We start from the raw sequence: 25,283 nt of genomic DNA on the forward strand, positions 1-25,283 counted from the left end.
TAAACTGGGCTAACAACGACTAACTCTCAAGGAAAGTAACTAAAGGTCATTATGACGGCATATCTGCGTATATTTTTATTACTTGTGTGTTTGAGCGCGCTGTCTTGGTATAGCTTTTCAAGCGATCCTAGCTCTGATGAGCAGCAAGGTATAACCAAAACTGCCGTGAACCTTGTTAATTGCCAACAGCAGTTAGCACAAAGTCGCATGCAAACTTACGCAGCGCATTACATTTTGCCCTATCAGTTCAAGTTATTGAGTTGGAATATCTACAAAGCACAAATAGATGGCTTACTCACAGATTTACAAAACCTAAATGACGATGCTGATATTGTGTTACTTCAAGAAGCTATCGAAGAACCAGCTCTTACAAAGCTCAAACCATATTGGCGTTTTGCTAAAGGCTATAAGAGTGGCAGTGTGCAATCTGGAGTTATGACACTCAGCCGTTGGCCCGCCACTGTGCATTGCACACTCACTCACAAAGAGCCTTGGCTACGTAGCCCAAAAGCCACCAATATTGTGGAGTATGCGCTGCCTGAACAACTGTTATTACTGAGTATTAACCTGCATGCCATTAACTTTACGGTTGGTGTAAGTGACTTTAAGCAACAGCTAGACGATGCCGCCGCCATTATGCGAACGCATAAAGGACCTATCGTATTTGCCGGTGATCTCAATACCTGGAGTGATGAGCGCCAAGCCTTATTGCAGCAAACGTTGACCCAACTAGGCCTACACGAGGCTATCTATTTAGATGATAAACGCACCAAAACATTTGGATTAGCACTTGACCAAATATGGGTGCGAGGTGTCAAAATAGAAACAACTATAGTGCCTGAGCTTGCAAGCTCAGATCATAATCCAATAATTGCAACCTTAACCATAGAGCAAAAAGAACAGTGAAAATAACAATGAAAAGATATTGGTTTATCGCATTAATGTTCTTGAGCATTAGTCAATTCTGTATTGCAGCCACTCCAGAGCAAGAAATTAATCACTTAATTGATTTTGTCGCTAAAAGCGATGCCGTATTTATACGCAATGACACAGAACACTCAAGCCAAGATGCTGCCGAGCACCTCGCTATGAAATATCGAAAAGCGACCCGCTATGCAAATACCGCCGACAAGTTTATCGAAAACCTAGCGAGCAAAAGCTCTTGGAGCGGTAAGCCCTATAAAGTAAGACTCAGCAATGGATCGTTACTCAATGCAAAAGATTGGTTGAGCAATGAATTAGAAGAGTACCGTCGAAACCAACATATTCATAATTAAATCATCAACACACAAGAAGCGAAAAGCCATGCAAGAACACAATAATCAACCACTCAACGACTTTATTGAATACCCTCATGACGAAATGCTTAAACGCGCCGAAGAGTTTTTAGCCGTTAGTCAGCGTCGCCATAGTATTCGCAGCTTTAGCGACCGCCCTGTGCCAAAAGAAATAATCGAAACTTGTATTAAAGCGGCAGGCACTGCACCAAGTGGTGCCAATCATCAACCTTGGCACTTTGTGGCAATACACAGTAGCGATGTTAAGAAACAAATTCGTGAAGCAGCCGAAAAGCTAGAGCGCTCATTTTATGAAGGCCGAGCTGGTGAAGAATGGTTAGATGCTTTAAAACCACTTGGCACAGATGCCAGTAAGCCCTACCTTGAGCATGCACCTTGGCTAATTGCCGTGTTTAGTCAAAAGAAAGGCGGTATTTCTGCCGATGACAAAAATACCAATTACTATGTTCATGAATCTGTTGGCCTAGCAACCGGCTTTTTAATTCAAGCACTACACAGAGCAGGCCTTGCTACCCTCACGCATACACCAAAGCCAATGAGCTTTTTAACCGAAATTTGTGGCCGCGATAAAGATAATGAGCGCCCTTACATGCTGCTCATTGCAGGCTACCCAGGCACAGATGCAACTATCCCTGAGCATGCCTTAGTGAAAAAGTCGCTGGACGAAATAGCGACCTTTATTTAGTTTTAAAATCAACAGCTAGCACATCACCTGGGTTTAAACCTGAAACGATGTGCTGCTGCCCATCAACCATTTCGCCAAGGCGTACATATCGACGCACTATCAGATTATTTTCAAGTAAATAGACCATACTCAATTGGCCATATTGATGCACCCAACTTGAGTCAATCAACACCCCTTTTTCAGTGGCGAGCGGTAATTGTAACTGCGCATAAAGCCCAGGCATTAGCCCAGTTTGCACATCTGTTTCTAAACGGATTTCCATACTGCGCGCAGCACTATCAGCAACGGGCACTATTTCTGTCACAGTGGCAGGCATTGACGTTGATAAAGCGGGTAATTTGACTGTCAGAGCTTGGCCAACATTCAATTTAATTGCTTGTTGTTCTCTGACATTAAACGCTAATTGCAATTGCTGTGGGTTATACAGTGCGAGTAATGGCGTACCAGGGGTTGCGGTATCGCCAGGTTCTGCGAAACGCTCAACCACAACACCTGAAATCGGCGCTTTAATTTGCGTAAAACTCAACGCGACTTGTGCTTGTGTTTGCTGTTGTTTAGCAATCGCTAGGTTCGCAGTTAAATTATCGAACCTTGCTTTAGCATCGTCGTATTCACTAACAGATACCAAGCCTTGTTTGTACAAATCGTTGATACGTTTAAGCTGTTTCTCTGCTTGAGTCAGCGATGCATTAATTGCGTTTATTTGTGCTTCGCTTTGTGCAAGCCCAGCTTTAAAGTCATCTTGCTGCAAGGTGATCAATACATCACCTTGTTTTACAGTATCGCCAGCGCGTACATTTAAACGCTCAACTTGTGCCATAACTCGCGATGAGATTTGCGTATTTTGTTTTGCAATCACGGTTCCTGGCACAACTTCATCACGAGCGATATCTGCCAGTGTCACTGTCACTAACTGACCATTGTAATCGTTTGCCGATGGGTTTTTCATGCCTGCAGCTTGCTTATCAGAAAAACTGCCCGCCATGTAAAGTACCGCCACAATGATCACAAATAACGCGATAATTGAACCAATAAGTTTTGATTTACCCTGCATGAGCTTGTTCCTCTATGGCTGCATCCTTTGCAAACACTAAATAATAAACCAGGGGCACAACAAATAATGAGAACAATGTTGATGCCACAATACCAAAAATAATTGCAATCGCTAGACCGCTAAATACCGGGTCTAGGGTGATCACTAAGTTACCTAATAAGGTAGTTCCTGCAGTCAGTAACACTGGACGCATACGCACTGTACCTGCGGCAATTAAAGCTTGTTTAATTGCCATACCTTGGCTACGAGCTTGATTAATAAATTCAACCAAAATAAGTGAGTTACGGACCACAATACCGGCAAGTGCGATCATGCCTATCATGGCTGTTGCAGTGAATAACACCGGCTCTGGAGCACCAGCAATGGTGCGCTCTCCAAATTGATTTAATAACCAAAAGCCCGGCATGATACCTATCACGGTTAATGGAATAGCCGACATGATGATCAGTGACAAACTGGCAGAATTTGTTTGAATTCGTAAGATGATGAAAATTGCAGTTAGCGCAAACGCAAAGGCAATGCCCATATCTCTAAATACATCAATGGTAATTCGCCATTCACCTTCTCCACTAAAGGTTACGTCAGTGCCAGCAGGTAATTGCCAAGCTTGGCTACCACCATTATTGAAAAAGTGCCTACTTTGCCAATCAGTTTGGCTAAATTCGTCAGCGCTGATACCTAAGTCGGCATTGACGTCAGCAATGATCTCAGCGGGTGTACGACCGTTTAGCTCAGCCATTACATACACAACATTACGCTGATCTTTACGCATAATTGGTTTAGCAACATCTTGATACTGAAACTCGCCTAATTCAGATAATGCCACCAGCGGACGCGGTGCACTTTGCAGCCCAAATTCATCACTGGTTTTTGCGAGTTCTCTGTCACCGCGAACCTGCAATGCGAGCAATTGAGCAAATTGATTTCGGTCTTGATACGGCAGTTGCAGTTTAATATCAACAGGGTCTGTTTCGCCGCTAACATATAACACCCCAACATTTTGCCCATGCGAGGCAATGGCTAAGGTCTGGGCAATATCTTGCGTAGAGACCGCCGACAATGACGCTTTACTTTTATCGGTAACAAAACGTTGTAAGGGTGCATTGGCAGCAATACTGGTATCAACCTCAACCACATGCGGCTCTTGCTTTAACCTTGCCGCAACTGCAAGAGCTGCTTGATAGTGAGTGTCTGTATCAACAAATGGCTCACTGTAAACTTCAGCCACTAAGGTACTTAAAACAGGCGGGCCTGGTGGTACTTCAACCACTTTAATAACAATGCCATCGGTTGCCAGTGGTGCTAATGCTGCACGCAAGCGCATGACCACAGCATGAGATTGATGATCACGCTCAGTTTTATCAAGCAGTAATACTCTTAGCTCAGCAAGATTGGCGGCTTCGCGTCGATAATAACCACGTACCATACCATTAAAGTCCATACTCGATGGCTGGCCAACGTAGGCTGCCACCTCGCTTACCTCATTTAATTTCCAAGTGACAGTTTGTACTTTTCGCGTGAAAGCTGCGGTTTGCTCAAGGCTCGTGCCCTCTGGCATATCGATTAAAACTTGCAACTCGTTTTTATTATCGAACGGTAGCAACTTTAAAGGCACAACACGCATGACGGGTAGCATGGCACTGGCGACAAACAGGCCTAATGTGGTCCATAGAACGAGTTTTGCACGGCCTTTAGACTCAAGTAATGGCGATAAGATGCGCTCATACAAACTATGCGGATTGGCTTCTAGTTGCATACTGTCATCAACGGGCGCTTTCAGCAGTTTCATGGCCAACCAAGGCGTTACAAAAAATGCCACAATGGTAGAAACCATCACACTGACTGGCACATTAAATGCCATAGGTGCCATATAAGGGCCCATCATGCCAGTAATAAACGCAAGCGGGATAAATGCCACCATAATAGTCAATGTTGACATAAACAACGCCACGCGTATTTCGCTCATAGCATCAACTATGCGTTGTTTTTTATCACCTTTTTGCGTTAAAAAACGACTTATGTTATCTATGCCTGTGATGGGATCATCAACCAATAAACCTAGAGAAAGTATTAATGCAAACAGCGTGACTCGGTTAATCGTATAACCAAAGGCAAAATCAAGTGTCAGGGTTATGCCGTAACAAATAGGCACAGCTAAACCAACCACAATTGCTGGTCGCCAGCCTAAAAATACGCCAACAAAAATAACCACGGTAAACACCGCAAATACTAAACTCGAGGTAAGATTATTTACTTTTTCGTTCGCTGTTTGGCCATAGTCTCGCAGTACGGTGTAGCCCACTTCATCTGGCAGCAAATTAGCCGATAAGCTGTCCATCATGCTGTGTACTTCATTGGCTACAGCTACCGCATTAGTGCCAGCTTGCTTAGCGACACTAATGGTAACTAAAGGAAGTTGTTGCTGGTTATCTGATTGAGCCAACCATTGATAGCTTTGTGCTTCGCTTGGACCATCACTCACCTCGGCCACATCACTTAGGTAAACACTCTTACCGTTAACCACGTTGACAACAAGGCGTTCTATCGCAGATTGAGAACGTAAAACATCACCCACTTGTAAGGCAATTTGCTGCTTACCTTCAACAACACTGCCCACATTGACTAATTGGTTAGATACGCTAAGCGCATAATACACATCGGTTAGGGTTGTTTGATGTGCAGCAAGCGCGCTTGCATCAAGGTTAATCGTTAATTGACGAGTTCTACCAGCAATCACTTTCACTTCGCTGGTGTTTTCGATGCGCTGTAAACTGTTAGCGATTTCGTTGGCAAAGCGGGTTAGTTGGTAATCATCGTAAAGTTTTGGATCTTTACTAAATAAGCCCAGCATCACAATGGGTACATCGTTCACTTCAACCGGGCGTATTTGCCATGAACTGATCACTGACGCCATCGTGTGTTGATAGCTATAGAGTTTAGCGTAAGTGTCGAGAATGGCTTGCTCACGGTCGTGACCAACTTCAAAGCGAAGAGTAACAACAGCAGCATTACTTTGTGTAGTCGAGTAAATATGCTCAACGCCCGTTAACTGCGCCAATAACTTCTCCAATGGTTCAGTTACCAGCCTGGCTACTTCTGGCGCTTCAACGTTTGGCGCTGCCACATATATATCAAGCATAGGAACCACAATTTGCGGCTCTTCTTCACGAGGGGTTTGCTTTAATGCCATTAAGCCAAGCAGCACCGACATAATAAAAATAATGACGGGGAGGCGACCGCTCAAGCTGTTTTTTACTGCATTATCGATAGCATTCATTGCTTAATTACCTTTGCAAAATAAGCCATGTAGGGTCGCTAAGATCGATACCACGTTTTTATCAACCACGCGATAATAGATAGTTTGGCTTTCACGTCGAGTCGAGACTATCTGCGCTTTTCTCAGCGCCGCTAAGTGTTGCGATAATGCTGACTGTGCCAACGGCACAGCTTCGTTTAATTCGCTCACGCTCATTTCACCATCTTGCAGCGAACATAAGATCATCAAGCGATTTTTATTCGCCAATATCTTTAGCATTTGCTCTGCTTGTTCCACATTGTCGGCCATAGCCGCAAAATCGATGTTCATAATCACACTACTCTATATTCTTAAATACCGCTAAAGTATAGATTGATATATTAGAAAAGTCTAATATTAGAATTTACTAATGTAGGTTTTTCTAATATATTAAATGCATCACTCTGTTATTGAGGTCTTATTATGAAACTAAATGACGCGCTTCGCCTAATTGCTGGTGTAATGATCTGTATTTCATTGTTGCTACAACAGTTTCACAGTCCGTTGTGGATTTGGTTTACGGTATTTATTGCTCTAAACTTAATTCAATCGGCATTCACTAAGTGGTGCCCAATGATCACTATCTTACGCAAACTTGGCATGGAGGATTAGTATGCTGACACCAATTCCTGACTTAATGAAAATTATTGCCCCAAACCAGCGCCGCATTAACGCTGACCAAGCAAAACAAGAATTAAGCGAAAATCACGGTTTATTAATAGACGTACGTGAGCCGGCTGAACACGCCACAAAAGCAGCGACAGGTGCTATAAATATCCCGCGCGGTGTACTTGAAATGAAATTAATGGAAATTGAAAAAGATCCTGCAAGGCCAATTTACTTACACTGTGCAAGTAGTGCCCGTGCCACACTTAGTGCCGAAGCACTTACTCGTGTTGGCTACGAAAATGTCACTGTAATCACCTGTAATGCAGAACAAATTTGCCAAGTGTTTTAGCTTCATAGAATAGTAACACTGGTCGGATAAGCTCGTACTTTTCTATTTGTAGGTACAGAGCAATGACTTTTACACGCAGACGCTTTTTAAAAGCATCGGCGGCTGGTTTTGGAGCCGCCGTTTTATCTTTCGGTTTAACTGGCTGTAGTCTTAATGACGATGATGAGGAAACCACAAAGCAGACCCCTGTCAGCTTTGATCACGGTGTTGCTAGTGGCGACCCGCTAGCTGATAGCCTCATCATTTGGACTCGCATAACCCCACTTGAAAACGTCAAAAGTGTTAACGTAGTTTGGCAAGCCTCAACGGATGCTAACTTCACAACTATAAGCCATGATGGCGAAACTCAAGTAAGTGATGCAACCGACTATACCTTGAAAGTTGATCTGCAAGGTCTCGATGCAAACACCACTTATTACTACCGCTTCATAAGTAATGGTAAAACCTCACCCACAGGAGCAGGTAAAACGCTGCCAGTTGACAATATAGAACAAGTAAAATTTGCCGTTATCTCTTGCGCTAACTACCCTGCAGGCTACTTCCATGTGTATGGTGAAATTGCAAAACAAACCGATTTAGATGCAGTACTGCACTTAGGTGACTACATCTATGAATATGGTAATACAGGTTATGCCACTGAAGATGCCGCCGAGCTAGGCCGTTTATTACCTGATGACAATAGCGATGAAATCATTTCTTTAGCTGATTACCGCAAACGTTACGGCCATTATCGTAAAGACGAGAACCTACAAGCTGCCCATAGTCATTGTGCATTTATTACTGTTTGGGACGACCACGAAATAGCAAATGATACATGGCACAGTGGCGCAGAAAATCACAACGACGGCGAAGGTGAATTTAGCGAGCGAAAAATGCATGCGCTACAAGCTTATTTCGAATGGATGCCAATACGCAATGTCGCCGATAAAGAACGTATTTATCGACGCTTTGAGTTTGGCAATTTAGTGTCATTACACATGCTCGATACCCGTGTTTTAGCTCGCGATGAACAAATTAACTATGCTGATTTCGATTTGGCCACTAGCCAAGGGCAAACTGACTTTGTTGCAGCAATCAGCTCACCTACTCGTGCTTTATTAGGTAACGAGCAACTCACTTGGCTTACCGATGGTTTAACGACAGCAACAACACAATGGCAAGTACTTGGACAACAAGTGCTGATGACTAAAATGCATTTGCCATTTGAGATTCTGCAATTACTAATGAATATTCAAGTAATTCAAGCTAGCGGTGCTGATCCTTCTGCATTACTCGCTCAAGCAAACACGTTATTTAATGAGCTTGCGCAAATTAAAGGACGCATTTTAGCTGGAGATCCAAGTGTTACAGCACAAGAGCGAGCACGCGTAGAAACGACAGCGCCCTATAATCTTGACGCATGGGATGGCTATGCTTATGAACGTGAGGTAATACTTGGGACAGCAATTGCAGCGCAAAAGAACCTTGTCGTTTTAGCGGGTGATACACATAACAGCTGGGCAGGACAATTAGTCACTGATGCCAGCAATCCTGTTTCTGCTCAAGCCGCTGCCGGTGTTGAGTTTGCGACATCTTCGGTTTCTTCACCAGGACTTGAGAACTACTTAGCGTTAAATACACAATCGAGCGAAGCTGTCGCACAAATTGAGCAAGTCATTGCATTGCTGGTTAACGACTTAGCTTATAACAACTTAGTTGAACGCGGCTACTTAACTGTCACCTTTACTCAGCAACAAGCAGTTGCCCAGTGGCATTATGTAAGTAGTGTCAAAACAGCCGATTACACACTGCTTAACGAGCGTCAAAAAGCGCTCAGCGTACAAGCTGGTAGCCCTACTTTACAAATGGCCTAACGCTTTTCATCTAATAGCGTAACTAACATTTGCTCAATGTTTTTTACGCTATAAGTAAGTGAACGTAGCAGTTCTAACTGACTGTCTTCAGGTTGATGCTCTGGTTTAGCGCTGCTAGTTTGAGTCATCTCATCTTTTTGTTTCAAGATTGCTTCGCGAAACTTCTCAGCATCAATCACTCCGAGTAATGATACCAATGCACCTTGCCCCGACTGACCTGCCGTTTCAAAGCTCAGTCGATAGAGACCAAATTGACGCATTAAGGGACCTTGACTTAGTGCTACATCGGTTATTTTTTCAAGTGGGATCGACTTTTCTTCTTTAAAAAAGACACCACGCTTCACCACTAATTTACGAGTTAACAAAGTAGCTGACATCGCCGCTAAAATACGCCCTGCCACCAGCCAGATTATTAACGCAACAATGGGAATGAAAGGGATACCTACCATACTAATCATACAGGTAAAAATACCCAGTAATAACCAATACCGTTTTACTTTGGGATCAAAACTGGCACTCAATAAACTGGTTTCTGTCATCATAGACTCCTTGATAAGAGTTATGACAATATACAAACTTTTCATTAAATACAAAAAAAGCCGAGCTAAGCCCGGCTTAAAGGTACTGCAGGGAAAGCTATTCCACTGCTTCAACCGTCACTGTTAGTTTACTCAGATCGGGTCCTTGCACGGTAAAACGGTAATCACCCGCTGTCGGGATATTCAAGGCGATATTAGCACCAACGGCTTCTAGTAAGGCCGCTTCACCAATCACAGCGACAGGTGCATCACCACTGCCGCCATAATCTACTGTACTCCAATCTTCAGAAGCAACTTTGAACTCATAGTCACCAGCTTCTAATGTCATGGTTGTACTGTACATCGCATCACCTGCATAAATTAGAGGGTTATCCGTTCCCCAGCCATTGACGCTGCCGCGTAAGTATACTTGAGTTTCCCCAAACATTTCTGCGTTGAACACAGCCATAAGAGGCTCTTCGAGATTACTGGCGTCAAATACAAACTGATATTGACCATCGGTTGTAATATCAATTGTCATGTTTGCACCTTTTACTGCAAGCTGTTTTTCTGTGCCTAAAGTCACAGCCGCACTACTCTCACCTGAGCCATAATCCACCGTGCTCCAATCCTCAGAGGCCACTTTGAATTCATAGCTACCTGCAGATAATTGTTTAGTGAAGGTGTAAATACCTTTACCTTGATACATCAACTCGTCACTGGTACCCCAATCGTTTAAGCTACCGCGTACATAAATCGGTGTGCTAACAAATGGCTCTTCGTTATATACCTTAAGTATTGGGTTATCGGTGTCTGTGGCATCGAATGAGAATACATAAATAGCATCCATTGCCGCCGTAAAGGTCATATTGGCACCACTGCGTGTCAATGGCTCATCTTCGCCTTCGATCACTTCAGCATCATCTGCAGAAAGCGCACCAAAATCAACGGTAGACCAATCTTCAGAAGCGACTTTAAACTCATAGCTACCCGCTGTTAAAGGAATCGCAATTTTGTACTCGCCATTACCCACATATTCAAAGCTATTTGCCGTGCCCCAGTCGTTTAATGAGCCACGAACATAAACCGTTGTGCTACCAAATGGCACGATATCTGGCGCACCTACAGTAGCATCCGCACTTAGGCCTTCGCCTTGTGCATCACCTTGTGGTTTCACAAACACTGCAACAGTATATGGCGGAACATTAAAGGTACCTTCACCCTCACCAGCTATAAAGCTTGCCGCTGACATACTTGAGTCAACACTGGCTTTTAAAACTGGATGTAGCTCAAAACCCGCAGCCGTTGATACCGTATGCGATAAGCTTTGCTCAGTACCGTTCATAACCACTACAATGGCATCGTATTGGCTATCTAGGTCAGTCAACCCAACGCCATCATCGATACTCATCACAACTAAACCTTGCTGTTGACGCTTACCAATATTGTGAAAGCCAACACGGTCTAAAATGTCTTGCTCTGTGGTTAAACTAAAGAGTGGGCTGGCACTACGAATTGCCAAGAATTCAGTAAATACATTACTTGCGTACTCAATGTCACTTGCCATCGCTTGTGCGTTAGGATTTGCTGAAATAGGCGCAATTTCGCCCCACTTCGCTTGGTTATCTTGCGCAGGCGGTAGGCCTACATTCCAGTTATTGGTATCCATACTAAAATCAACAAAGTTGAACCAATCACCAGAATCATAGCTGTTACGATCCATTGATTTAGAGCGCAACATATCCGCACCCATTTGCATAAATGGAATACCTTGGCTCATCAGTGGCATAGCTAGAGCCATATTGTGAACACGTACACGCTCTTCAATACTTAAGTTAGTGCCGTGCTTGTATTGCAGCTGATCCCATAGTGTTTCGTTATCATGCTTAGAGACATAGTTAATGCTGTCAGCCGGGTCAAGGGCGTAAGCCGCTGGCTGACCACTCCAGCTAAAGCTGCTGCCTTTTGCTGAATTACCTTTAAAGTCTTTAAGAATGTAGTTTTGTAAGTTACCTGCCAGTGATAAACGCAACGTATCTTGCTCAGATAAATTGCCATCTGTGGCATTATTGCTAAAGAACGCACCACCGCGAATTGCTTCACGGATACGGTCATTAAAGGTACCTACCTCAGTGCCAGCCATATCCATTTGTTTCGCTTGCACAAATAAACGGTTATCTGCCACTTCACCAAAGTTCCACCCTTCACCGTAGAAATAGGTATCAGGGTCAACTGCTTGCACTGCACTAAGTGCAGTCATAATTGATGCTTTTGGCATATGCCCCATCACGTCAAAGCGGAAGCTATCGTAACCAAAATCACGAGCTAGAATCACCATAGAGTCAGCAACAAACTTATCCATCATGACATGTTCTGTTGCAGTATTTTCACAACACGTTGAGCGCTCAATATCACCCGATGTTTCGTTATATCTATGGTAATAACCTGGTACCAGTTTATCGAAGACTGATTTGTCCCAAACACCAGATGATGTAGTGTGGTTGTAAACAACATCAAGCACAACACGCAAACCAATTTCTTGTAAAGACTGGATCATCGCACGCGTCTCTTTAACTCGCGCTATACCTTCTGGCGATGAAGCGTAAGAACCTTCTGGAGCAATAAAGTGGTGCGGATCATAACCCCAGTTAAAGCTATCAACACCACGCATTGCATTGGCAAGCGCTTGTGCATCATCAGAGCCAGGTAGGTATGACGCCATAAGGTCAACAATTAATGCGTTTTTGTCTTCGGTTTTACATGCATCTGCATTGTCGTCAATGCGGCTACATAAATCACCTAAGGTTGCGGTAATATCAACACGCTGACTGGCATCTTCATCAATGGTGCCAATATCTGTTAGTGGCAGTAAATGAAAATGTGTTAAACCATTATCTGCTAGCTTTTTAAGATGTTGCATTGGTGCGCTATCAAGCTCAGTAAACGCTAGATACTTGCCCCGGTTTGCTTCGCTGACCGTTTCATCACGCACACTAAAATCACGCACATGACCTTCGTAAATGACCGCTTGCTCAGGGTAATCAACCGTTGGCACCATACGCTCATCCCAACCGGTCGGTTTAGTATCCTCATCATCAAGGTTAACCAGTTGGCTGTATAAACCATTGGTTGAAACGTTCAATGAATAGGGATCTGTGCTCCATAAGCTTTCAATTTTCTTAGTCGTAGGATGATAAACATCAAACATAAAGCGGTAGTAATGACGATCGTGATTGATATCGAGATTGCTTGACCAAATACCCGTTGCGCTATCAAAGGTCATAGCAAGTTGTTCAAGCTCTGTTTTATCAGCATCATAAAGCGCTAATTTCATATTGCTGGCAGTCGGCGCCCATACCGACACATCAATGCCATTATTGGTGTAATGCACACCTAGTTGTGCTTCATTAGCGTCACTTTCGCCACTGGTATATAAATCATCTAGGGCTTTAGCTGTTTGCACATAGGTTGCTTCAATTAGCTTGCCATCAGCATCATAGCCTGCCACAACCAACTGTTGTTTAATAAGCTCTTTTGCTGCAGTTGCATCCCAGCTACCTTGGTATGCATTCCATCCAGCAAGGTGTGGCACTTTAGCGATTTGTTCATCGCTCAAAGATGTCGATGTAAGCTCAACCACTTGACCATTTAACTCACCAGTATCTTCATCGACAGCTAAATCTGCATTGTTTGATGAGTGTAATTTAATGATGCTTGTCAGCTCATTACTTGGCTGGTAAATCACAGTAGATAAATCAATCCAATGCGCTGATGCACCAGAAATACTCACCGGGCGCTCACCTAAGCTAACAATTGGGTATTCAAATACTGATGGTTCACCATGAATAGTAAAGTTCATTCGTTGGAACTTTTCATCGTCCTGCATCAATGGCATTTTTAAATCGACATCACCAAACGCTTTGCCAGATCCTTCGGTACCAATATGCACGATGAAGTTAGCACACTCGTTATAACCTTCTTTTAGTTTTACAATCCAGTACGCACCATAGTTAGGATCAATACCATCGTATTCATGCCCATTGGCCCAATCAGTGGCATCAAACGGCGCTGCGTACGCATCACAGTCATCATTATTCCATGAGTGAAGACGGTAACCTTCATAGGCATCATCACTGGTGCGGTTATAAAATAAGATGGCTTCGTCATCTGCGGGGAAAACCACAGGGTCAGGAAGAGTTGGATCAGCACCAACTACACAGCTCTCATTATTCTCATCTGGTACCGTTGGTGCCGGACAACTAATCGGCGGTGGATCAACACACTCAGTACCCGCTTCATTGGGGACTTGCGGGACACTACAGGTCAATAAAACTTGCCCTGAATCTATATCGTTACTTGCGCCACCACCACATGCAGCTAGCAATACCATACTGCATGCAATCAGTAAGCGGCTAAAATTAGCTATTATTTTCATGTTTTTATCTCCAGCTTACTGATCAATGGTTATAGGTAAAACCTAGATAAAACTGGCGACCAAAGAATTGCGTGGTCCCTGTTTTACTGGTTGTTCCAAAGTAGCTTTGTGTTGGTTCATCAGTCAGGTTATTCACTTGTAATAACATGCCGAATGAATCTGTGAACTGATACGATGTTTGGAAATCGACAACCGTTTCCGCATCAAAATTCACCACTTGCTCATTGACAGCAACTTGCTCTGAAACAAAGTCATCGCGATAACGCACATTCAAACGTGTTTCAAAGTTTTCATAGCTGTAAAAAAGTATGCCGTTAAAGACATTGTTTGAAAGGCCAGGCAAATCTTGCGACACAGAATCGCCACCTAAATCAGTAATAGATTGCACTTCGCTCTCGGTATATGAGTAACTAGCGTTAATGCCTAGACCTTCAAACGGTGATGGTAAGAAAGAGAAAACTTGCGTATAGGCAAGCTCAATCCCACGAATATAACCACCTTTGGCATTATTAACCGCAGTAGTGTACACACCATTAGTAGTTTCGATTTGCTCACCGCTGACAGGGTCCACAATGTATTCTGGTACGTTAAAACCATTACCTTTGAAGTCAAAGTTCTCTATGGCTACCGTATCTATGAATGAGTCAATATTCTTATAAAACGCAGCAACAACCAGAGCACCATCTGTGTCTTCAAAGTATTGCTCGTATGAGATATCGTACTGGTCCGCATAGAAAGGTTTTAAGAATGGATTATTGGTACTTGAACCGTTAATTTCGCCGTCATTGTTAACCGATGCACTAGCATCACCTGCTAAACGGTTAATTGGAGCACGCGCCATCACTTTTGCCGCAGCAAAACGAATTTGTGTCGCGTCACTTACTTTAAAATTCAGGTTTAACGATGGTAAGTAATCAGTGTATTTAATACCTAACACGCTAGGCGCATAAAGGTCATTAACAATGCCATTGTCATCGACAATATATTGCGCACCAAGCTGCGGATCGCCACCGACATTTTCAAGTACTGTCGCTGACTGGTCTGTATCAACTCTGCGAATACCAAGGTTACCTGTGACTGGTAGAGTACCAATTTCGGTATCAATATTAAGCATAAGATACGCTGATACCACTTCTTCGTAAACTGATCCGCTTTGTAGCATGGTCCATGAATAGTTAGTAGTATAGCCTTGTGCATTTGGCTCACCATCACCATCTAAATCAACAACACCATCAGCATTACCCCAAGTTTGTACTGGCTGTGGAATACCATCAGGGAACCACGCATTGAGCGCTTTATCTAAATCTATCGCTAAGTATGATGGGAAATAACTAAATTCACCTTGCCAATCAACTACTGTAGTCATATCGTCAGTTAGACGAAGTGGCGGCTGTGTCGAAGAGAATGCGCCATCGTTACCGTATTCAAATACAGAGCGATTATTACTGTACTCACGGTCTGAATAACGAGCGCCAAATTCAATTGAGCTAAACCAATTGTTCTCTAACTCATATTTAAAATCGAGTCGAAATGCTTTTACTTCATCTTCATTTTCATACGGATAAATACCGTATTTACTCACCATAACTCGGTCGATATCGCTAAATGCGTCGGCTTGATTAAAGCCAATATCAGGTAAGTTTAAGCCGTTCAATTGATAGTTAAGTGATACATTGGTATCAAACACAGGGTTTTCAACGGTAGCATCTTCTGCAACCAATGCCCAAAGTAAACCATTTCGGAAGTTACTCTTAGCACGTGATAGCGACACGTCAGCGTTCATGTTTAAACGCTCGGTAATTTGCCAATCTGCATTAATACCGTAGCTATCTACTTCATCGAAGTCTTGGTTATCATCATTAACGATTTCAACGCGAGTAAAGCTATTTGATGTGCGGTTAATCGCACCACCAATAACCGCATTACCATCAAGTACTGGGTTAGCATATACAGCAGATGGGCCACCGAACTTAACCCGGAAACCACGGGCAAATGACTCGCTATCAAAACGAGATAAAAACGCATCACCTTTTAATTTAAAGCTATCGGTTGGCGCCCATTCAATCGAGGTTAAATAGCCATTACGGGTTTCTTCACCGCCTAAATGCTGAAGCTCAAAACCCTCGCTGATGTATTCATTAGCAGGGTTATCTGCAGGGCCATCGGTATCATTTGCTAACCCATCAACATCTTTATTGCCGTTATATGCAAAGCCGATAAACTGAGTCGCCACACTTGGCTGGAATAAACGTGCGTAACCCAATGCGACACCTAATGTATCGTCAAGAAACTTACCTTGGTAAGAGAAGCTAATACGATCGCCGTATTCGGTAGCATCGAATACCTCTGAAGCACGGTCGTTATACATACCCCGCACATTAGCGGTAAATTTGTGTTGCTGGTCATTATCCAATGGGCTGGCTGTTTGTAACTCTACTGTACCCGCTACGCCCCCTTCTATAAGTGATGCTTTGGGTGACTTATACACCGCCGCCGAACTGATTAACTCAGACGGATATTGGTCAAACTCAATACTACGGCTACCACTGGTAGATACTTGCTCACGACCATTTAATGTCGAAAAAACAAATCCACCGGATAAACCGCGGATGTTTATTTCGGCAGCTTGGCCACCGGTACGTACCGCTGAGATCCCCGGTAGCCGTGTTAATGCATCAGCCATCGACACATCAGGTAATGCTCCTAAGTCATCAGCTGATAGTTGCTCAGAGACTGTGTCGCTAAAACGTTTTTGATTTAATGATTGAATTAAGCTGCGACTGAAGCCGCGCACTTCAATTACTTCAAGCTCAGGATCTACTTCCTTTGCCGATGTGCGTTCTTCTTCCGTCGCCGCCATTGCACTATTTGCTGCCACCAAGGCCAGCATAAGCGCACTTAGCTTGAATTTCCCCATTGGATTCCCACCCTGTTGTCGTTGGAGGTGTTGTATTTGTGGTTATTGTTGTTGTCAAAAAACAACCAATAAAGTGTAACCAAAAGGTGAATATTGTGTGATGAATACGTATGCAATAGGAGCTTACTGGGGAGAGCTGCGATCACCTCCCTTTTTATTAGTGGTGTAATCGCAACAAAGAGAGATTTATAGGGTAATAACGACGCGAACTGCTAAGGTAATAAAAATTACCCCTAGCAATTTTTCAAACCATGGATTCGCCTTAGTAAAACCAAAACGCTTTTTTGATATTTCGGTTAACAGTGCAACAAGTAGATACCAGCCTGTATCGAGTACAAACACGGTTAAACACATGATCAACCCGACTTGCAAAGTCAGATTCTCTGGGTCAATAAACTGCGAAAATAGGGCTAGAAAGAATACCGCAAGCTTTGGATTTAAAAAAGCAATGGCAAAACCATCTTGCAAAGCGATGCGAGGACTTGGCTTAGTCTGCTCAACATTCAGTGTTTGCGGGCTAGGTTTAGCTAACAGAATACGAATCCCCAAATAGGCGAGATATGCTGCACCGCCATAGACCAGCACTTGATAAAGCGTTGGTAACTGAGTCATCAGCGCGCCTAAGCCAAGTAACGAGGCACACGCATAAAAACCAACCCCAATACCATGGCTTAACGCCGCTAACATGCCGTTCTTCACACCTCCATGTAGACTGTGCTTTAAAACCACAGCTAAACTTGGCCCCGGAGACATAGCACCCATCACGCAAATTAAAACTAAACTCAACCACTCAGTTAGTGTCATTATTCTTTATTCTCTATTAACAATAAAACTGATGTAATGTTAGTCCATCAGTTGGTATTCAAAGTCATAATAATGAATACCCGATTCAATTCGAATTGCCATTTTACCTGAAATACCTTCAAGCTCTCCAGCACCGGAGTCAGGCACCACTTCTAAAGTTAATCGGTCAGTCCCTTTATCCATAGTGCCAAAATGTTGCAGTACAAAACTACCTTGCTTACCTTCTAAGCTACCAACAACTTGCTCAATTGCTACATAGCCTGCACTGCCTTGAGTTGCAGTCATGGCACTGAGCATTTCGCCTTGGCTTGTTGCCTCTAATGGGCCTGAGAACTGTTTATCAATCGACATGCGTCCTAAATTAACGCCATCTTGGCCTGTGGCATATCCGCCAATTGGGTTTAATTTTACGCTGAATTGACCACTGATCGTTGTAGATTCCATACTAATCCCTTAATAACTGTTGATTTTTAGAGCGTTGATAACCATATCTATACCCTATTCACCAATAAGAATCTAGCATGCCTAACAATAAAGAAAAGGCGGCATTTAGCAGCCTGTTACCAATTTTAGCTTTTATAAAACCCTATAAATGGGTGGTGTTTGCAGCGCTTGGCGCCTTGTTGCTCACCGCTGGTGTGAACTTATCACTTGGGCAAGGCGTTAAATTTGTTATTGATCATGGCTTTATTGCTGGCTCACAAGCTCAGCTCCAACAAGCAGTAATGGCACTGATTGGTTTGATTAGCTTATTAGCGGTAGGTACTTTCTGTCGCTTTTATTTAATGTCGTGGATTGGCGAGCGAGTCAGTAACGATATGCGTAAAGCTGTGTTTGATCGTATTGTTACGTTGCACCCCAGCTACTTTGAAGAAAACCGCAGCGGCGAGCTAATGTCGCGTCTCACCACCGATACCACCTTGTTGCAATCTATCATCGGCTCATCTTTTTCAATGGCACTACGCAGTAGCTTAATGCTCATTGGTGGTCTAGCTATGCTACTTATCACCAACTTAAAGCTAACCCTTGTGGTTGTTGCCTGCGTGCCTGTGGTATTACTACCGATGATGATTTTTGGTCGCAAAGTACGAAAGCTCGCAAGTTACAGCCAAGATGCTATTGCCGATATCAGCACCTATGCAGGTGAGATCATTCAAAATATCAAAGTCGTGCAAAGTTATAGCCATGAAGAGCGTGAAAAAGCGGCATTTAGCGAAGAGACAAACAAAGCGTTTCAAGTAGCGAAGAGCCGCATCAAACAGCGCTCGTTTTTAATTGCTGCGGTTATATTCCTAACCTTTAGTGCCATTAGTGTGATGCTTTGGGTTGGCGGCAGTGACGTATTAGCTGGCACCATGACAGGTGGTGAACTAGGCGCTTTCGTGTTTTACGCAATTATGGTGGCCATGTCTGTAGCAACAGTTGCAGAAGTATATGGGGAACTACAAAGAGCCGCAGGGGCAGCAGCACGATTGTTAGAGCTACTAGCCGTTGAAAGCATGATCCAAAATCCGGATACGAATAACGATGCACAATTTGAAGCAAACAAGCTCACCCACCCTGCTATCCAATTTAATGATGTGTCTTTCCATTACCCTTCAAGGCCTGATAAAGCCGCTTTAAATACACTGAATTTACAGGTAAAGCGGGGGCAAACTGTCGCTATAGTTGGCCCGTCAGGCGCTGGTAAAACCACACTGTTTGAATTACTGCAACGTTTTTACGACCCAAGTTCAGGAAGTATTTCGCTGGCAGGCATTGACATAAAAGCGCTTTCCCTTGATTGCTTACGCCAGCAAATGGGTATGGTGGCACAAAACCCTATTTTATTTAGCTCGGACGTAATGCATAACATACGCTATGGCAACCCAAGCGCCACCGACGAACAAGTATATGCTGCGGCTAAATATGCCCATGCCGATGAGTTTATTAATCAACTACCTGATGGCTATCACAGCTTTTTAGGGGAGCAAGGTGTCAGGCTTTCTGGTGGGCAAAAACAACGCATAGTCCTCGCGCGAGCAATATTAAAAGACCCAGCTATCTTATTGCTTGATGAAGCAACCAGTGCACTCGATGCACAAAGTGAGTTTCATGTACAAGCTGCGTTAAAGCATCTAATGAAAGACAGAACAACACTCATTATTGCCCATCGTTTAGCAACGGTTAAACATGCCGATGTAATTGTTGTAATGGATAAAGGGGAAATAATTGCAACTGGTACACATCAGCAATTGTTTGAGACTAACCCATTGTATAAACAATTGTGCGAATTACAGTTTAATCGAGATTAAAAAAGAGGAATGTCAGGTTTGAAAGGGCATATCAAACCTGACCACAACTTTAGATGTAATACCAATTAGCTTAATTAAGTAGTCTATTTTGAGGCAATAAAACCTCGTTGATAACAAGGCAAAAATTTCGTTATTTAGTTGTTCTAAATCAGAAATTTTTAACGCAGTTAGCGACAGGTTTAATCCCTCAAAATGACTAAGTATTATTGCGGATTGGTATAAAATCTAACCTTGTGTATTTGGTACGATCTGAATTTCTACGCGACGGTTTAAAGCACGACCATTTGCTGAGTCATTGCTCGCTACAGGACGCGTTTCACCATAACCTTTTGTGCTAATGCGCGCAGACATGATCTGATGATTAACTAGGTAATCTTTTACGCTTTGTGCACGCTGCTGAGACAACGTCATATTGTAGCTATCTTTACCTGTGCTATCTGTATGACCTTCAACACTTAAATACGTTTTTTCGTACTTATTCATCACGTTAGCAATCGCGTCTAGCGTGCTGTGGAAACCTGATGAAATATATGACTGATCTGTCGCAAAAGTAATGTTTGATGGCATGACCAGACGGATATTATCGCCTTCACGAACCACTTCAACACCAGAGCCCGCTAGCTCATCGCGAAATGCTTCTTCTTGCTTATCCATATAATCGCCAACGGCTGCACCAGCTAATGCACCAATAGCTGCACCAATGAAGATACGTTTATCGTCGTGATCACCTGTTGCTTTACCTAGAACTGCACCTGTTGCGGCGCCAATCGCAGCGCCTTTACCTGTATTAGTTGTCTCACAACCTGTTAAAAGAACGGCTAAAACGCCCACTGTTAAAACTGATTTTGTAAAAGTCATGTGTCTCTCCATGGCAATTATTCAAATTGAATTGTTAACAATTATGAATGAGTTTCTATGAACAAACGATGAAGAGTGGGTTACTTATCAAGTGTTACAGTAGTAATCGGAGGTAAGTTATATCTTTTGACCAATTCTGTTAAGCGGCCATTGAGGACTAACGTATTGAGGCGCTCTTGAATTTTTTCGGCCAAATCTGAGCGTGCGAATTGTTTACTTAACGCAATGTGACCATATATGACATCTTTATGGCGATACGGCATTTTTACGATTTCTTGTGAAGGTCGCTGCAGAAATACAGAGGCATGATCAGCTGTGCTCTCAACAGCAATCACTAGCTCAACACGATTTTTTAATAGCATTTCAAATGCATTATTTTCACTTAAAGCCTCAACTTTTATAAGTGTTTTATCGTTATCGAAACGAGGAAAGTGTGCTGCACCTCGCATTACAGCAATACGTTTACCGGCTAAATCTTGATAGCTATTTATTTCAAGCTCGCTATCAGTTCTTGCATAAAACACAAAAGAAGACGACAACATCATGTATGGAGGGGTGAGAAACTGCATTTTTTGTTCACGTGCTTTGGTGCGAATGAGTCCGCCCATCACATCTAGTTCATTTTGTTCGAGCATTTTCAGACAACGAGAAAACGGGCAAGCAACATACTCAAGTTTGATTGGTAAAGTACGCCGCACCTCACGCATAATATCAACAATCGCGCCGCTCACTTTACCATCTTCAGTGACCATGCCATAAGGAGGCGCATGATCAACAGCCACCACAACCTTCTCAAAAGAAGTTGCAAGTGCAAAGCTGCTGCATAGCGATAACAATAAACAGGTAATATAGCGTTTCATAGTGATACTCATAACTACGTTCACTCGTTCTCTATATTGTAGACGGCCTTGTGTCATAAAAACCACAAAAATGTCATACAATTTTGTCATAATAGAAACATTCACCCTGGAACGGCAAAAGTAATGTTATTTATCATCTTTAAACAATTCTTTTTATTAGGCTGTATGAGCTTTGGTGGTCCTGCAGCACACCTTGGTTATTTTAAGCGCCACTTTGTTGATAATTTAAAATGGCTTTCAGCAGAACGTTATGCTCAACTAATTAGCCTGAGCCAAGCGTTACCAGGCCCGGGGTCGAGCCAAGTTAGCTTTGCAATGGGGGTTGAAAAAGGTGGGCTACTGGGAGGTCTTTGTGCTTTTGTAGGCTTTACCCTGCCCTCATTTTTAATCATGTTTTTTCTGGCTCTCAGTGCTCACCAATTTGGTGATATTTACTTTGCAGTCATTGCTGGACTTAAACTATTTGCTGTAGTGATCGTTGCCGATGCAACCTACAGCATGGCAATGAGCTTTTGCAAAAGCCACTTACATAAACTCATAGCAGTACTGAGTACTGTTGCGCTGATTGTATTTTCACAGTTATCAAGTCAAATTTTAGTACTTATTGCGGCTGCAGCCATAGGTTGGTTTTATCCTCAGCTTAAACTGCCAGAGAACCAAGAACATAAACCTGTGAAAATTGCTTGGTTACCGCTTGGTTTATTTACCGCCTTGTTACTGATGAGCTTTTTACCTTTAGGCGAGTGGTTCTCTTTGTTTGCACCATTTTACCAAACAGGCGCTATGGTCTTTGGCGGCGGCCATGTTGTATTACCCATTTTACAAGCTGGTGTGCCGAGTCTTGAAACCGAGCAGTTTTTATCTGCTTATGCCAGTGCTCAGGCCATTCCAGGACCAATGTTTACCATAGCAACATACCTAGGCGCACAAGTGTCTCCAAATACGCCACTTATAGGTGCAATTGTCGCGACCATCATGATTTTCTTGCCGGGATTTTTATTGATGTTAGCTTTTATGAAAAGCTGGCTACAACTGGCTGATAAGCCTCGCTTTGCAGGCAGTATTTCAGCATTAAATGCCGCCGTGGTAGGCTTTTTAGCTGCCGCCCTTTATTCACCTATTTGGCAATCGGCCGTGCAAAATCTGTGGCAAGTAGCTTTAGTTATTGCGGCATTTACTTGGCTAAGAATAGCAAAGCCACCAATTTGGTGGCTATTGTTAGGATTTATTGCTATCAGCGTACTGATTAGTCAGTTTTAAGCTTTTTCACGCACAGTGTTAGCAACCTTGATACTTGGTTTTAGCCCTGTTTGGGATTCGCTTGTACTTAACTGCCCAGTAACACTTTGATAAGGTCTAAGTCCAAATATAGGCAACACAGCAAGTAGATGATCCATAATCTCTGCTTGCAAGTGCTCATACGAAATCCAGCGCTTATCTTCACTAAAGCAGTAAAACTCAATGGGTAAACCATGATTCATCGGTTGTAACTCACGCACCATTAAGGTTAAATCACGATTAATTTTTTCGTGCTGTTTTAAGTAACCTTCAGCATAACGACGGAATAAACCAAGGTTTGTCACCGGATCAGGCAAGCTTGAAACACGAATATAATCGTTAAGTGGGATAGCAGCATCAATTTGTTCACGAAACGCATCATCGACTAAACGTATACTATTCATATCAATATTTAAAGCACGCTTGATACGACGACCACCTGACTCTTGCATACCTCGCCAGTTTTTAAATGATCCAGCAACCAGCATATAAGTTGGGATAGTTGTAATGGTGTTATCCCAGTTTCGTACTTTTACGGTATTTAAGCCAAGGTCGATAACCTCACCGTCTGCGCCATAGCTATCCACTTGGATCCAATCACCATAGGTCACTAAACGATTAGCTGCAATTTGTATACTGGCTACAAAACCCAAAATAGTATCTTTGAACACCAGTAAGGTGACCGCAGCTATCGCACCAAAACCTGAGAGAATATATGTCGGTGACTTCTCTAGTAAAATGCTCACAATAAGGATGGCACAAACCATAAAAGTGATAAGTTTTACTACCTGTATCAAACCCTGAATCGGAATATCACGGGCAAAGTCAAGTTGGTTATAAATACCACCTGCAATACTCACCACACTACTTAAAATGAAACCACCATAAATGATCAGGGCAACTTGCCCCACGGTTTTAAGGACCAACGAGGCAACATCATGGACAGGATATACGTAATCAAAAGTTGCCAAATAAAGAACGCAACACAATGCTCCAGCAAAGCGACGATTGAGCTTATTGAGCATAGGTGTCAGCGCGCCAATGCGCTCTGGTGAAAGACGAGTAACAACCTTTTGGATGCCCGGCAGTAGCAGGCGGCGGGTAAACGTATAGATTATTAGTAATGAGCCAACGCCGATAGCTGTCGCCGTTAATGCGCTTAACAGCGTCGCGTCTGGCATTGATTCAAACCAAGGCATCACCAATTCTTGCAGGTGAGTTTGCTTCATGGCGCTTCAACCTCTTTATTGATGTTGGCAAGGTACTCAGCTTGCTGGGCTTGATGATAAGTTAGTAGCTGAGCGTCTTTTTGCAACCATAACTCATTAATATGTTGTTGAAAAGCTGTTCTAAAAGCTCTGTCATGCTGATAATCACCAATCATATCTGCGCTAATTGCTTGCACATGCATCTCAACTTTTATGACATTAAGACGACCACGCATCAGATTTCGGCAAATATGCTCGCCTTCCCCCTGGTAAATAATCGAGGTATTTAATAATGCATCAAACTGCTCACCTAATACCTCAAGGGCAAATGCAGTACCACCCGCTTTTGGCTTTAAGAGGTAAGTAAACGGGCTATTCTGTTTACTGTGTTTTTGACAAGTAAAGCGAGTGCCTTCAACAAAGTTAATTATAGTCGTTGGGTGATTACGAAAATCGCGGCAACTGCGTTTGGTACGCTCTACATCAAGTCCTTTCAGCTTGGGATTTTTTGCCAGCTGCGCTTTGCTAACGCGCTTCATAAAAGGCATACCCATAGCCCAAGCGCCGGTGCCAATGAACGGCACATACTTCAGCTCGTCTTTTAAGAAGAATTTTGGCGCAGGTAACACATCAATCGCACTTAACACAACAATGTCGAGCCAACTCATATGATTAGAAATAAGTAAGTACCAACCATCTTTACTGATATTGCCTTTAATATCGATATCAATCGTTGGGCAACCTAACCACAAAGCGAAACGGTTACCTTTGCACCAACCACGATAAGCTACATGGAGAATATCGCTAACCACTTTAAACGGTAGTAATAATTTAAGCACACCGAACAGCAGCACTAGCGTGCCCCAAATAATCACATTAGCAAACAAAACAATGCTGACTAGGATGCCTGTTAACCAATTTGGTAAAAATTTCTTTAACATATATGTGCTCTCGACTGCGTTAGCAAT

20 protein-coding genes are annotated in these 25,283 nt (G+C 43.0%); 8 read left to right on the plus strand and 12 right to left on the minus strand.

What is annotated here, in order from left to right; all coding sequences use genetic code 11:
- Nucleotides 1-51 precede the first annotated feature (51 nt).
- Genes J3455_RS17675 through J3455_RS17685 form a run of 3 tightly spaced genes read left to right on the plus strand, consistent with a single transcriptional unit; the run spans nt 52 to nt 1,983 of the window.
- Nucleotides 52-906: an endonuclease/exonuclease/phosphatase family protein gene (locus J3455_RS17675; protein ID WP_349562115.1), complete on the plus strand. Its 855-nt coding sequence runs from the start codon at nt 52-54 to the stop codon at nt 904-906.
- Nucleotides 907-914: 8 nt separating this feature from the next.
- Nucleotides 915-1,277, plus strand: coding sequence for a DUF5329 family protein (locus tag J3455_RS17680; protein WP_130049953.1), 363 nt, complete (start codon nt 915-917; stop codon nt 1,275-1,277).
- Nucleotides 1,278-1,305: 28 nt separating this feature from the next.
- Complete coding sequence (locus tag J3455_RS17685) at nt 1,306-1,983, plus strand: nitroreductase family protein (RefSeq protein ID WP_130049954.1); 678 nt, start codon at nt 1,306-1,308, stop codon at nt 1,981-1,983.
- Here J3455_RS17685 and J3455_RS17690 read toward each other — a convergent pair.
- The 3 genes from J3455_RS17690 to J3455_RS17700 are packed head-to-tail and all read right to left on the minus strand — an operon-like array spanning nt 1,976 to nt 6,623.
- Nucleotides 1,976-3,037, minus strand: coding sequence for an efflux RND transporter periplasmic adaptor subunit (locus tag J3455_RS17690; protein WP_239977100.1), 1,062 nt, complete (start codon nt 3,035-3,037; stop codon nt 1,976-1,978). The two genes, J3455_RS17685 and J3455_RS17690, sit on opposite strands and share 8 nt — an antisense overlap.
- On the minus strand, nt 3,027-6,314 hold the full coding sequence (locus J3455_RS17695) for an efflux RND transporter permease subunit (protein WP_239977102.1): 3,288 nt from the start codon (nt 6,312-6,314) through the stop codon (nt 3,027-3,029). The genes J3455_RS17690 and J3455_RS17695 overlap by 11 nt, the downstream gene beginning before the upstream one ends.
- A 3-nt stretch (nt 6,315-6,317) precedes the next feature.
- Nucleotides 6,318-6,623, minus strand: coding sequence for an ArsR/SmtB family transcription factor (locus J3455_RS17700; RefSeq protein WP_130049957.1), 306 nt, complete (start codon nt 6,621-6,623; stop codon nt 6,318-6,320).
- A gap of 132 nt (nt 6,624-6,755) precedes the next feature.
- On the opposite strand from J3455_RS17700, the gene J3455_RS17705 reads away from it, so the two are divergent.
- The 3 genes from J3455_RS17705 to J3455_RS17715 all read left to right on the plus strand — a co-directional run bounded on the left by J3455_RS17705 (nt 6,756) and on the right by J3455_RS17715 (nt 9,143).
- On the plus strand, nt 6,756-6,944 hold the full coding sequence (locus tag J3455_RS17705; RefSeq protein ID WP_054562832.1) for a YgaP family membrane protein: 189 nt from the start codon (nt 6,756-6,758) through the stop codon (nt 6,942-6,944).
- A 1-nt stretch (nt 6,945) separates the two neighbouring features.
- Entirely contained in the window at nt 6,946-7,290 is a 345-nt protein-coding gene (locus J3455_RS17710; RefSeq protein WP_130049958.1) for a rhodanese-like domain-containing protein, read from the plus strand.
- A gap of 62 nt (nt 7,291-7,352) precedes the next feature.
- Nucleotides 7,353-9,143: an alkaline phosphatase D family protein gene (locus J3455_RS17715; RefSeq protein WP_349562116.1), complete on the plus strand. Its 1,791-nt coding sequence runs from the start codon at nt 7,353-7,355 to the stop codon at nt 9,141-9,143.
- On the opposite strand, the gene J3455_RS17720 is transcribed toward J3455_RS17715, so the two are convergent.
- From J3455_RS17720 to J3455_RS17740, 5 genes are all read right to left on the minus strand, one after another.
- The gene (locus J3455_RS17720; protein WP_130052212.1) at nt 9,140-9,682 is read right to left on the minus strand and encodes a PH domain-containing protein; all 543 of its coding nucleotides are present in this window, start codon (nt 9,680-9,682) and stop codon (nt 9,140-9,142) included. The genes J3455_RS17715 and J3455_RS17720 overlap by 4 nt on opposite strands.
- A gap of 97 nt (nt 9,683-9,779) precedes the next feature.
- Nucleotides 9,780-14,096: an alpha-1,6-glucosidase domain-containing protein gene (locus J3455_RS17725; protein ID WP_349562117.1), complete on the minus strand. Its 4,317-nt coding sequence runs from the start codon at nt 14,094-14,096 to the stop codon at nt 9,780-9,782.
- Between the two features lie 22 nt (nt 14,097-14,118).
- Nucleotides 14,119-17,013: a TonB-dependent receptor gene (locus tag J3455_RS17730; RefSeq protein ID WP_349562118.1), complete on the minus strand. Its 2,895-nt coding sequence runs from the start codon at nt 17,011-17,013 to the stop codon at nt 14,119-14,121.
- A gap of 186 nt (nt 17,014-17,199) precedes the next feature.
- Nucleotides 17,200-17,817 (minus strand): LysE family translocator, encoded by a 618-nt coding sequence (locus J3455_RS17735; protein WP_130049962.1) that lies wholly within the window; start codon nt 17,815-17,817, stop codon nt 17,200-17,202.
- Between the two features lie 39 nt (nt 17,818-17,856).
- The gene (locus J3455_RS17740) at nt 17,857-18,261 is read right to left on the minus strand and encodes a DUF3224 domain-containing protein (protein ID WP_130049963.1); all 405 of its coding nucleotides are present in this window, start codon (nt 18,259-18,261) and stop codon (nt 17,857-17,859) included.
- A 77-nt stretch (nt 18,262-18,338) separates the two neighbouring features.
- On the opposite strand from J3455_RS17740, the gene J3455_RS17745 reads away from it, so the two are divergent.
- Nucleotides 18,339-20,111 carry an ABC transporter transmembrane domain-containing protein gene (locus tag J3455_RS17745; RefSeq protein WP_239977110.1) on the plus strand — a complete coding sequence of 591 codons (1,773 nt, stop codon included), beginning with the start codon at nt 18,339-18,341 and terminating at the stop codon, nt 20,109-20,111.
- 225 nt (nt 20,112-20,336) lie between these two features.
- Here the strand turns inward: J3455_RS17745 and J3455_RS17750 are convergent, their stop codons facing one another.
- Both J3455_RS17750 and J3455_RS17755 read right to left on the minus strand, forming a co-directional pair.
- A complete protein-coding gene (locus tag J3455_RS17750) occupies nt 20,337-20,969 on the minus strand; it encodes a YiaD family glycine zipper/OmpA-like lipoprotein (RefSeq protein WP_130049965.1) in 633 nt (210 codons plus the stop codon).
- An 80-nt stretch (nt 20,970-21,049) separates the two neighbouring features.
- Entirely contained in the window at nt 21,050-21,919 is an 870-nt protein-coding gene (locus tag J3455_RS17755) for a substrate-binding periplasmic protein (protein ID WP_130049966.1), read from the minus strand.
- 33 nt (nt 21,920-21,952) lie between these two features.
- Between J3455_RS17755 and chrA the strand changes: the two genes are divergently transcribed.
- Entirely contained in the window at nt 21,953-23,089 is a 1,137-nt protein-coding gene (chrA, locus tag J3455_RS17760) for a chromate efflux transporter (protein ID WP_239977112.1), read from the plus strand.
- Here chrA and J3455_RS17765 read toward each other — a convergent pair.
- Both J3455_RS17765 and yihG read right to left on the minus strand, forming a co-directional pair.
- Nucleotides 23,086-24,336: a mechanosensitive ion channel family protein gene (locus J3455_RS17765; RefSeq protein WP_130049968.1), complete on the minus strand. Its 1,251-nt coding sequence runs from the start codon at nt 24,334-24,336 to the stop codon at nt 23,086-23,088. The genes chrA and J3455_RS17765 overlap by 4 nt on opposite strands.
- Nucleotides 24,333-25,256, minus strand: coding sequence for a 1-acylglycerol-3-phosphate O-acyltransferase, YihG family (gene yihG / locus J3455_RS17770; RefSeq protein ID WP_130049969.1), 924 nt, complete (start codon nt 25,254-25,256; stop codon nt 24,333-24,335). Before yihG ends, J3455_RS17765 begins: the two co-directional genes overlap by 4 nt.
- Nucleotides 25,257-25,283 lie beyond the last annotated feature (27 nt).

Source organism: Pseudoalteromonas sp. NFXS39, from assembly GCF_040148775.1.
Classification (GTDB): domain Bacteria; phylum Pseudomonadota; class Gammaproteobacteria; order Enterobacterales; family Alteromonadaceae; genus Pseudoalteromonas; species Pseudoalteromonas apostichopi.

What these genes read in the sequence shown, in the direction of transcription:
- J3455_RS17740 (WP_130049963.1), bottom strand. Translation starts at nt 18,261, where the DNA reads ATGGAATCTACAACGATCAGTGGTCAATTCAGCGTAAAATTAAACCCA.
- J3455_RS17745 (WP_239977110.1), top strand. Translation starts at nt 18,339, where the DNA reads ATGCCTAACAATAAAGAAAAGGCGGCATTTAGCAGCCTGTTACCAATT.
- J3455_RS17710 (WP_130049958.1), top strand. Translation starts at nt 6,946, where the DNA reads ATGCTGACACCAATTCCTGACTTAATGAAAATTATTGCCCCAAACCAG.
- J3455_RS17705 (WP_054562832.1), top strand. Translation starts at nt 6,756, where the DNA reads ATGAAACTAAATGACGCGCTTCGCCTAATTGCTGGTGTAATGATCTGT.
- J3455_RS17715 (WP_349562116.1), top strand. Translation starts at nt 7,353, where the DNA reads ATGACTTTTACACGCAGACGCTTTTTAAAAGCATCGGCGGCTGGTTTT.
- J3455_RS17730 (WP_349562118.1), bottom strand. Translation starts at nt 17,013, where the DNA reads ATGGGGAAATTCAAGCTAAGTGCGCTTATGCTGGCCTTGGTGGCAGCA.
- J3455_RS17695 (WP_239977102.1), bottom strand. Translation starts at nt 6,314, where the DNA reads ATGAATGCTATCGATAATGCAGTAAAAAACAGCTTGAGCGGTCGCCTC.
- J3455_RS17690 (WP_239977100.1), bottom strand. Translation starts at nt 3,037, where the DNA reads ATGCAGGGTAAATCAAAACTTATTGGTTCAATTATCGCGTTATTTGTG.
- J3455_RS17675 (WP_349562115.1), top strand. Translation starts at nt 52, where the DNA reads ATGACGGCATATCTGCGTATATTTTTATTACTTGTGTGTTTGAGCGCG.
- yihG (WP_130049969.1), bottom strand. Translation starts at nt 25,256, where the DNA reads ATGTTAAAGAAATTTTTACCAAATTGGTTAACAGGCATCCTAGTCAGC.
- J3455_RS17725 (WP_349562117.1), bottom strand. Translation starts at nt 14,096, where the DNA reads ATGAAAATAATAGCTAATTTTAGCCGCTTACTGATTGCATGCAGTATG.
- chrA (WP_239977112.1), top strand. Translation starts at nt 21,953, where the DNA reads ATGTTATTTATCATCTTTAAACAATTCTTTTTATTAGGCTGTATGAGC.
- J3455_RS17765 (WP_130049968.1), bottom strand. Translation starts at nt 24,336, where the DNA reads ATGAAGCAAACTCACCTGCAAGAATTGGTGATGCCTTGGTTTGAATCA.
- J3455_RS17685 (WP_130049954.1), top strand. Translation starts at nt 1,306, where the DNA reads ATGCAAGAACACAATAATCAACCACTCAACGACTTTATTGAATACCCT.
- J3455_RS17680 (WP_130049953.1), top strand. Translation starts at nt 915, where the DNA reads ATGAAAAGATATTGGTTTATCGCATTAATGTTCTTGAGCATTAGTCAA.
- J3455_RS17700 (WP_130049957.1), bottom strand. Translation starts at nt 6,623, where the DNA reads ATGAACATCGATTTTGCGGCTATGGCCGACAATGTGGAACAAGCAGAG.
- J3455_RS17750 (WP_130049965.1), bottom strand. Translation starts at nt 20,969, where the DNA reads ATGACTTTTACAAAATCAGTTTTAACAGTGGGCGTTTTAGCCGTTCTT.
- J3455_RS17755 (WP_130049966.1), bottom strand. Translation starts at nt 21,919, where the DNA reads ATGACAAAATTGTATGACATTTTTGTGGTTTTTATGACACAAGGCCGT.
- J3455_RS17720 (WP_130052212.1), bottom strand. Translation starts at nt 9,682, where the DNA reads ATGACAGAAACCAGTTTATTGAGTGCCAGTTTTGATCCCAAAGTAAAA.
- J3455_RS17735 (WP_130049962.1), bottom strand. Translation starts at nt 17,817, where the DNA reads ATGACACTAACTGAGTGGTTGAGTTTAGTTTTAATTTGCGTGATGGGT.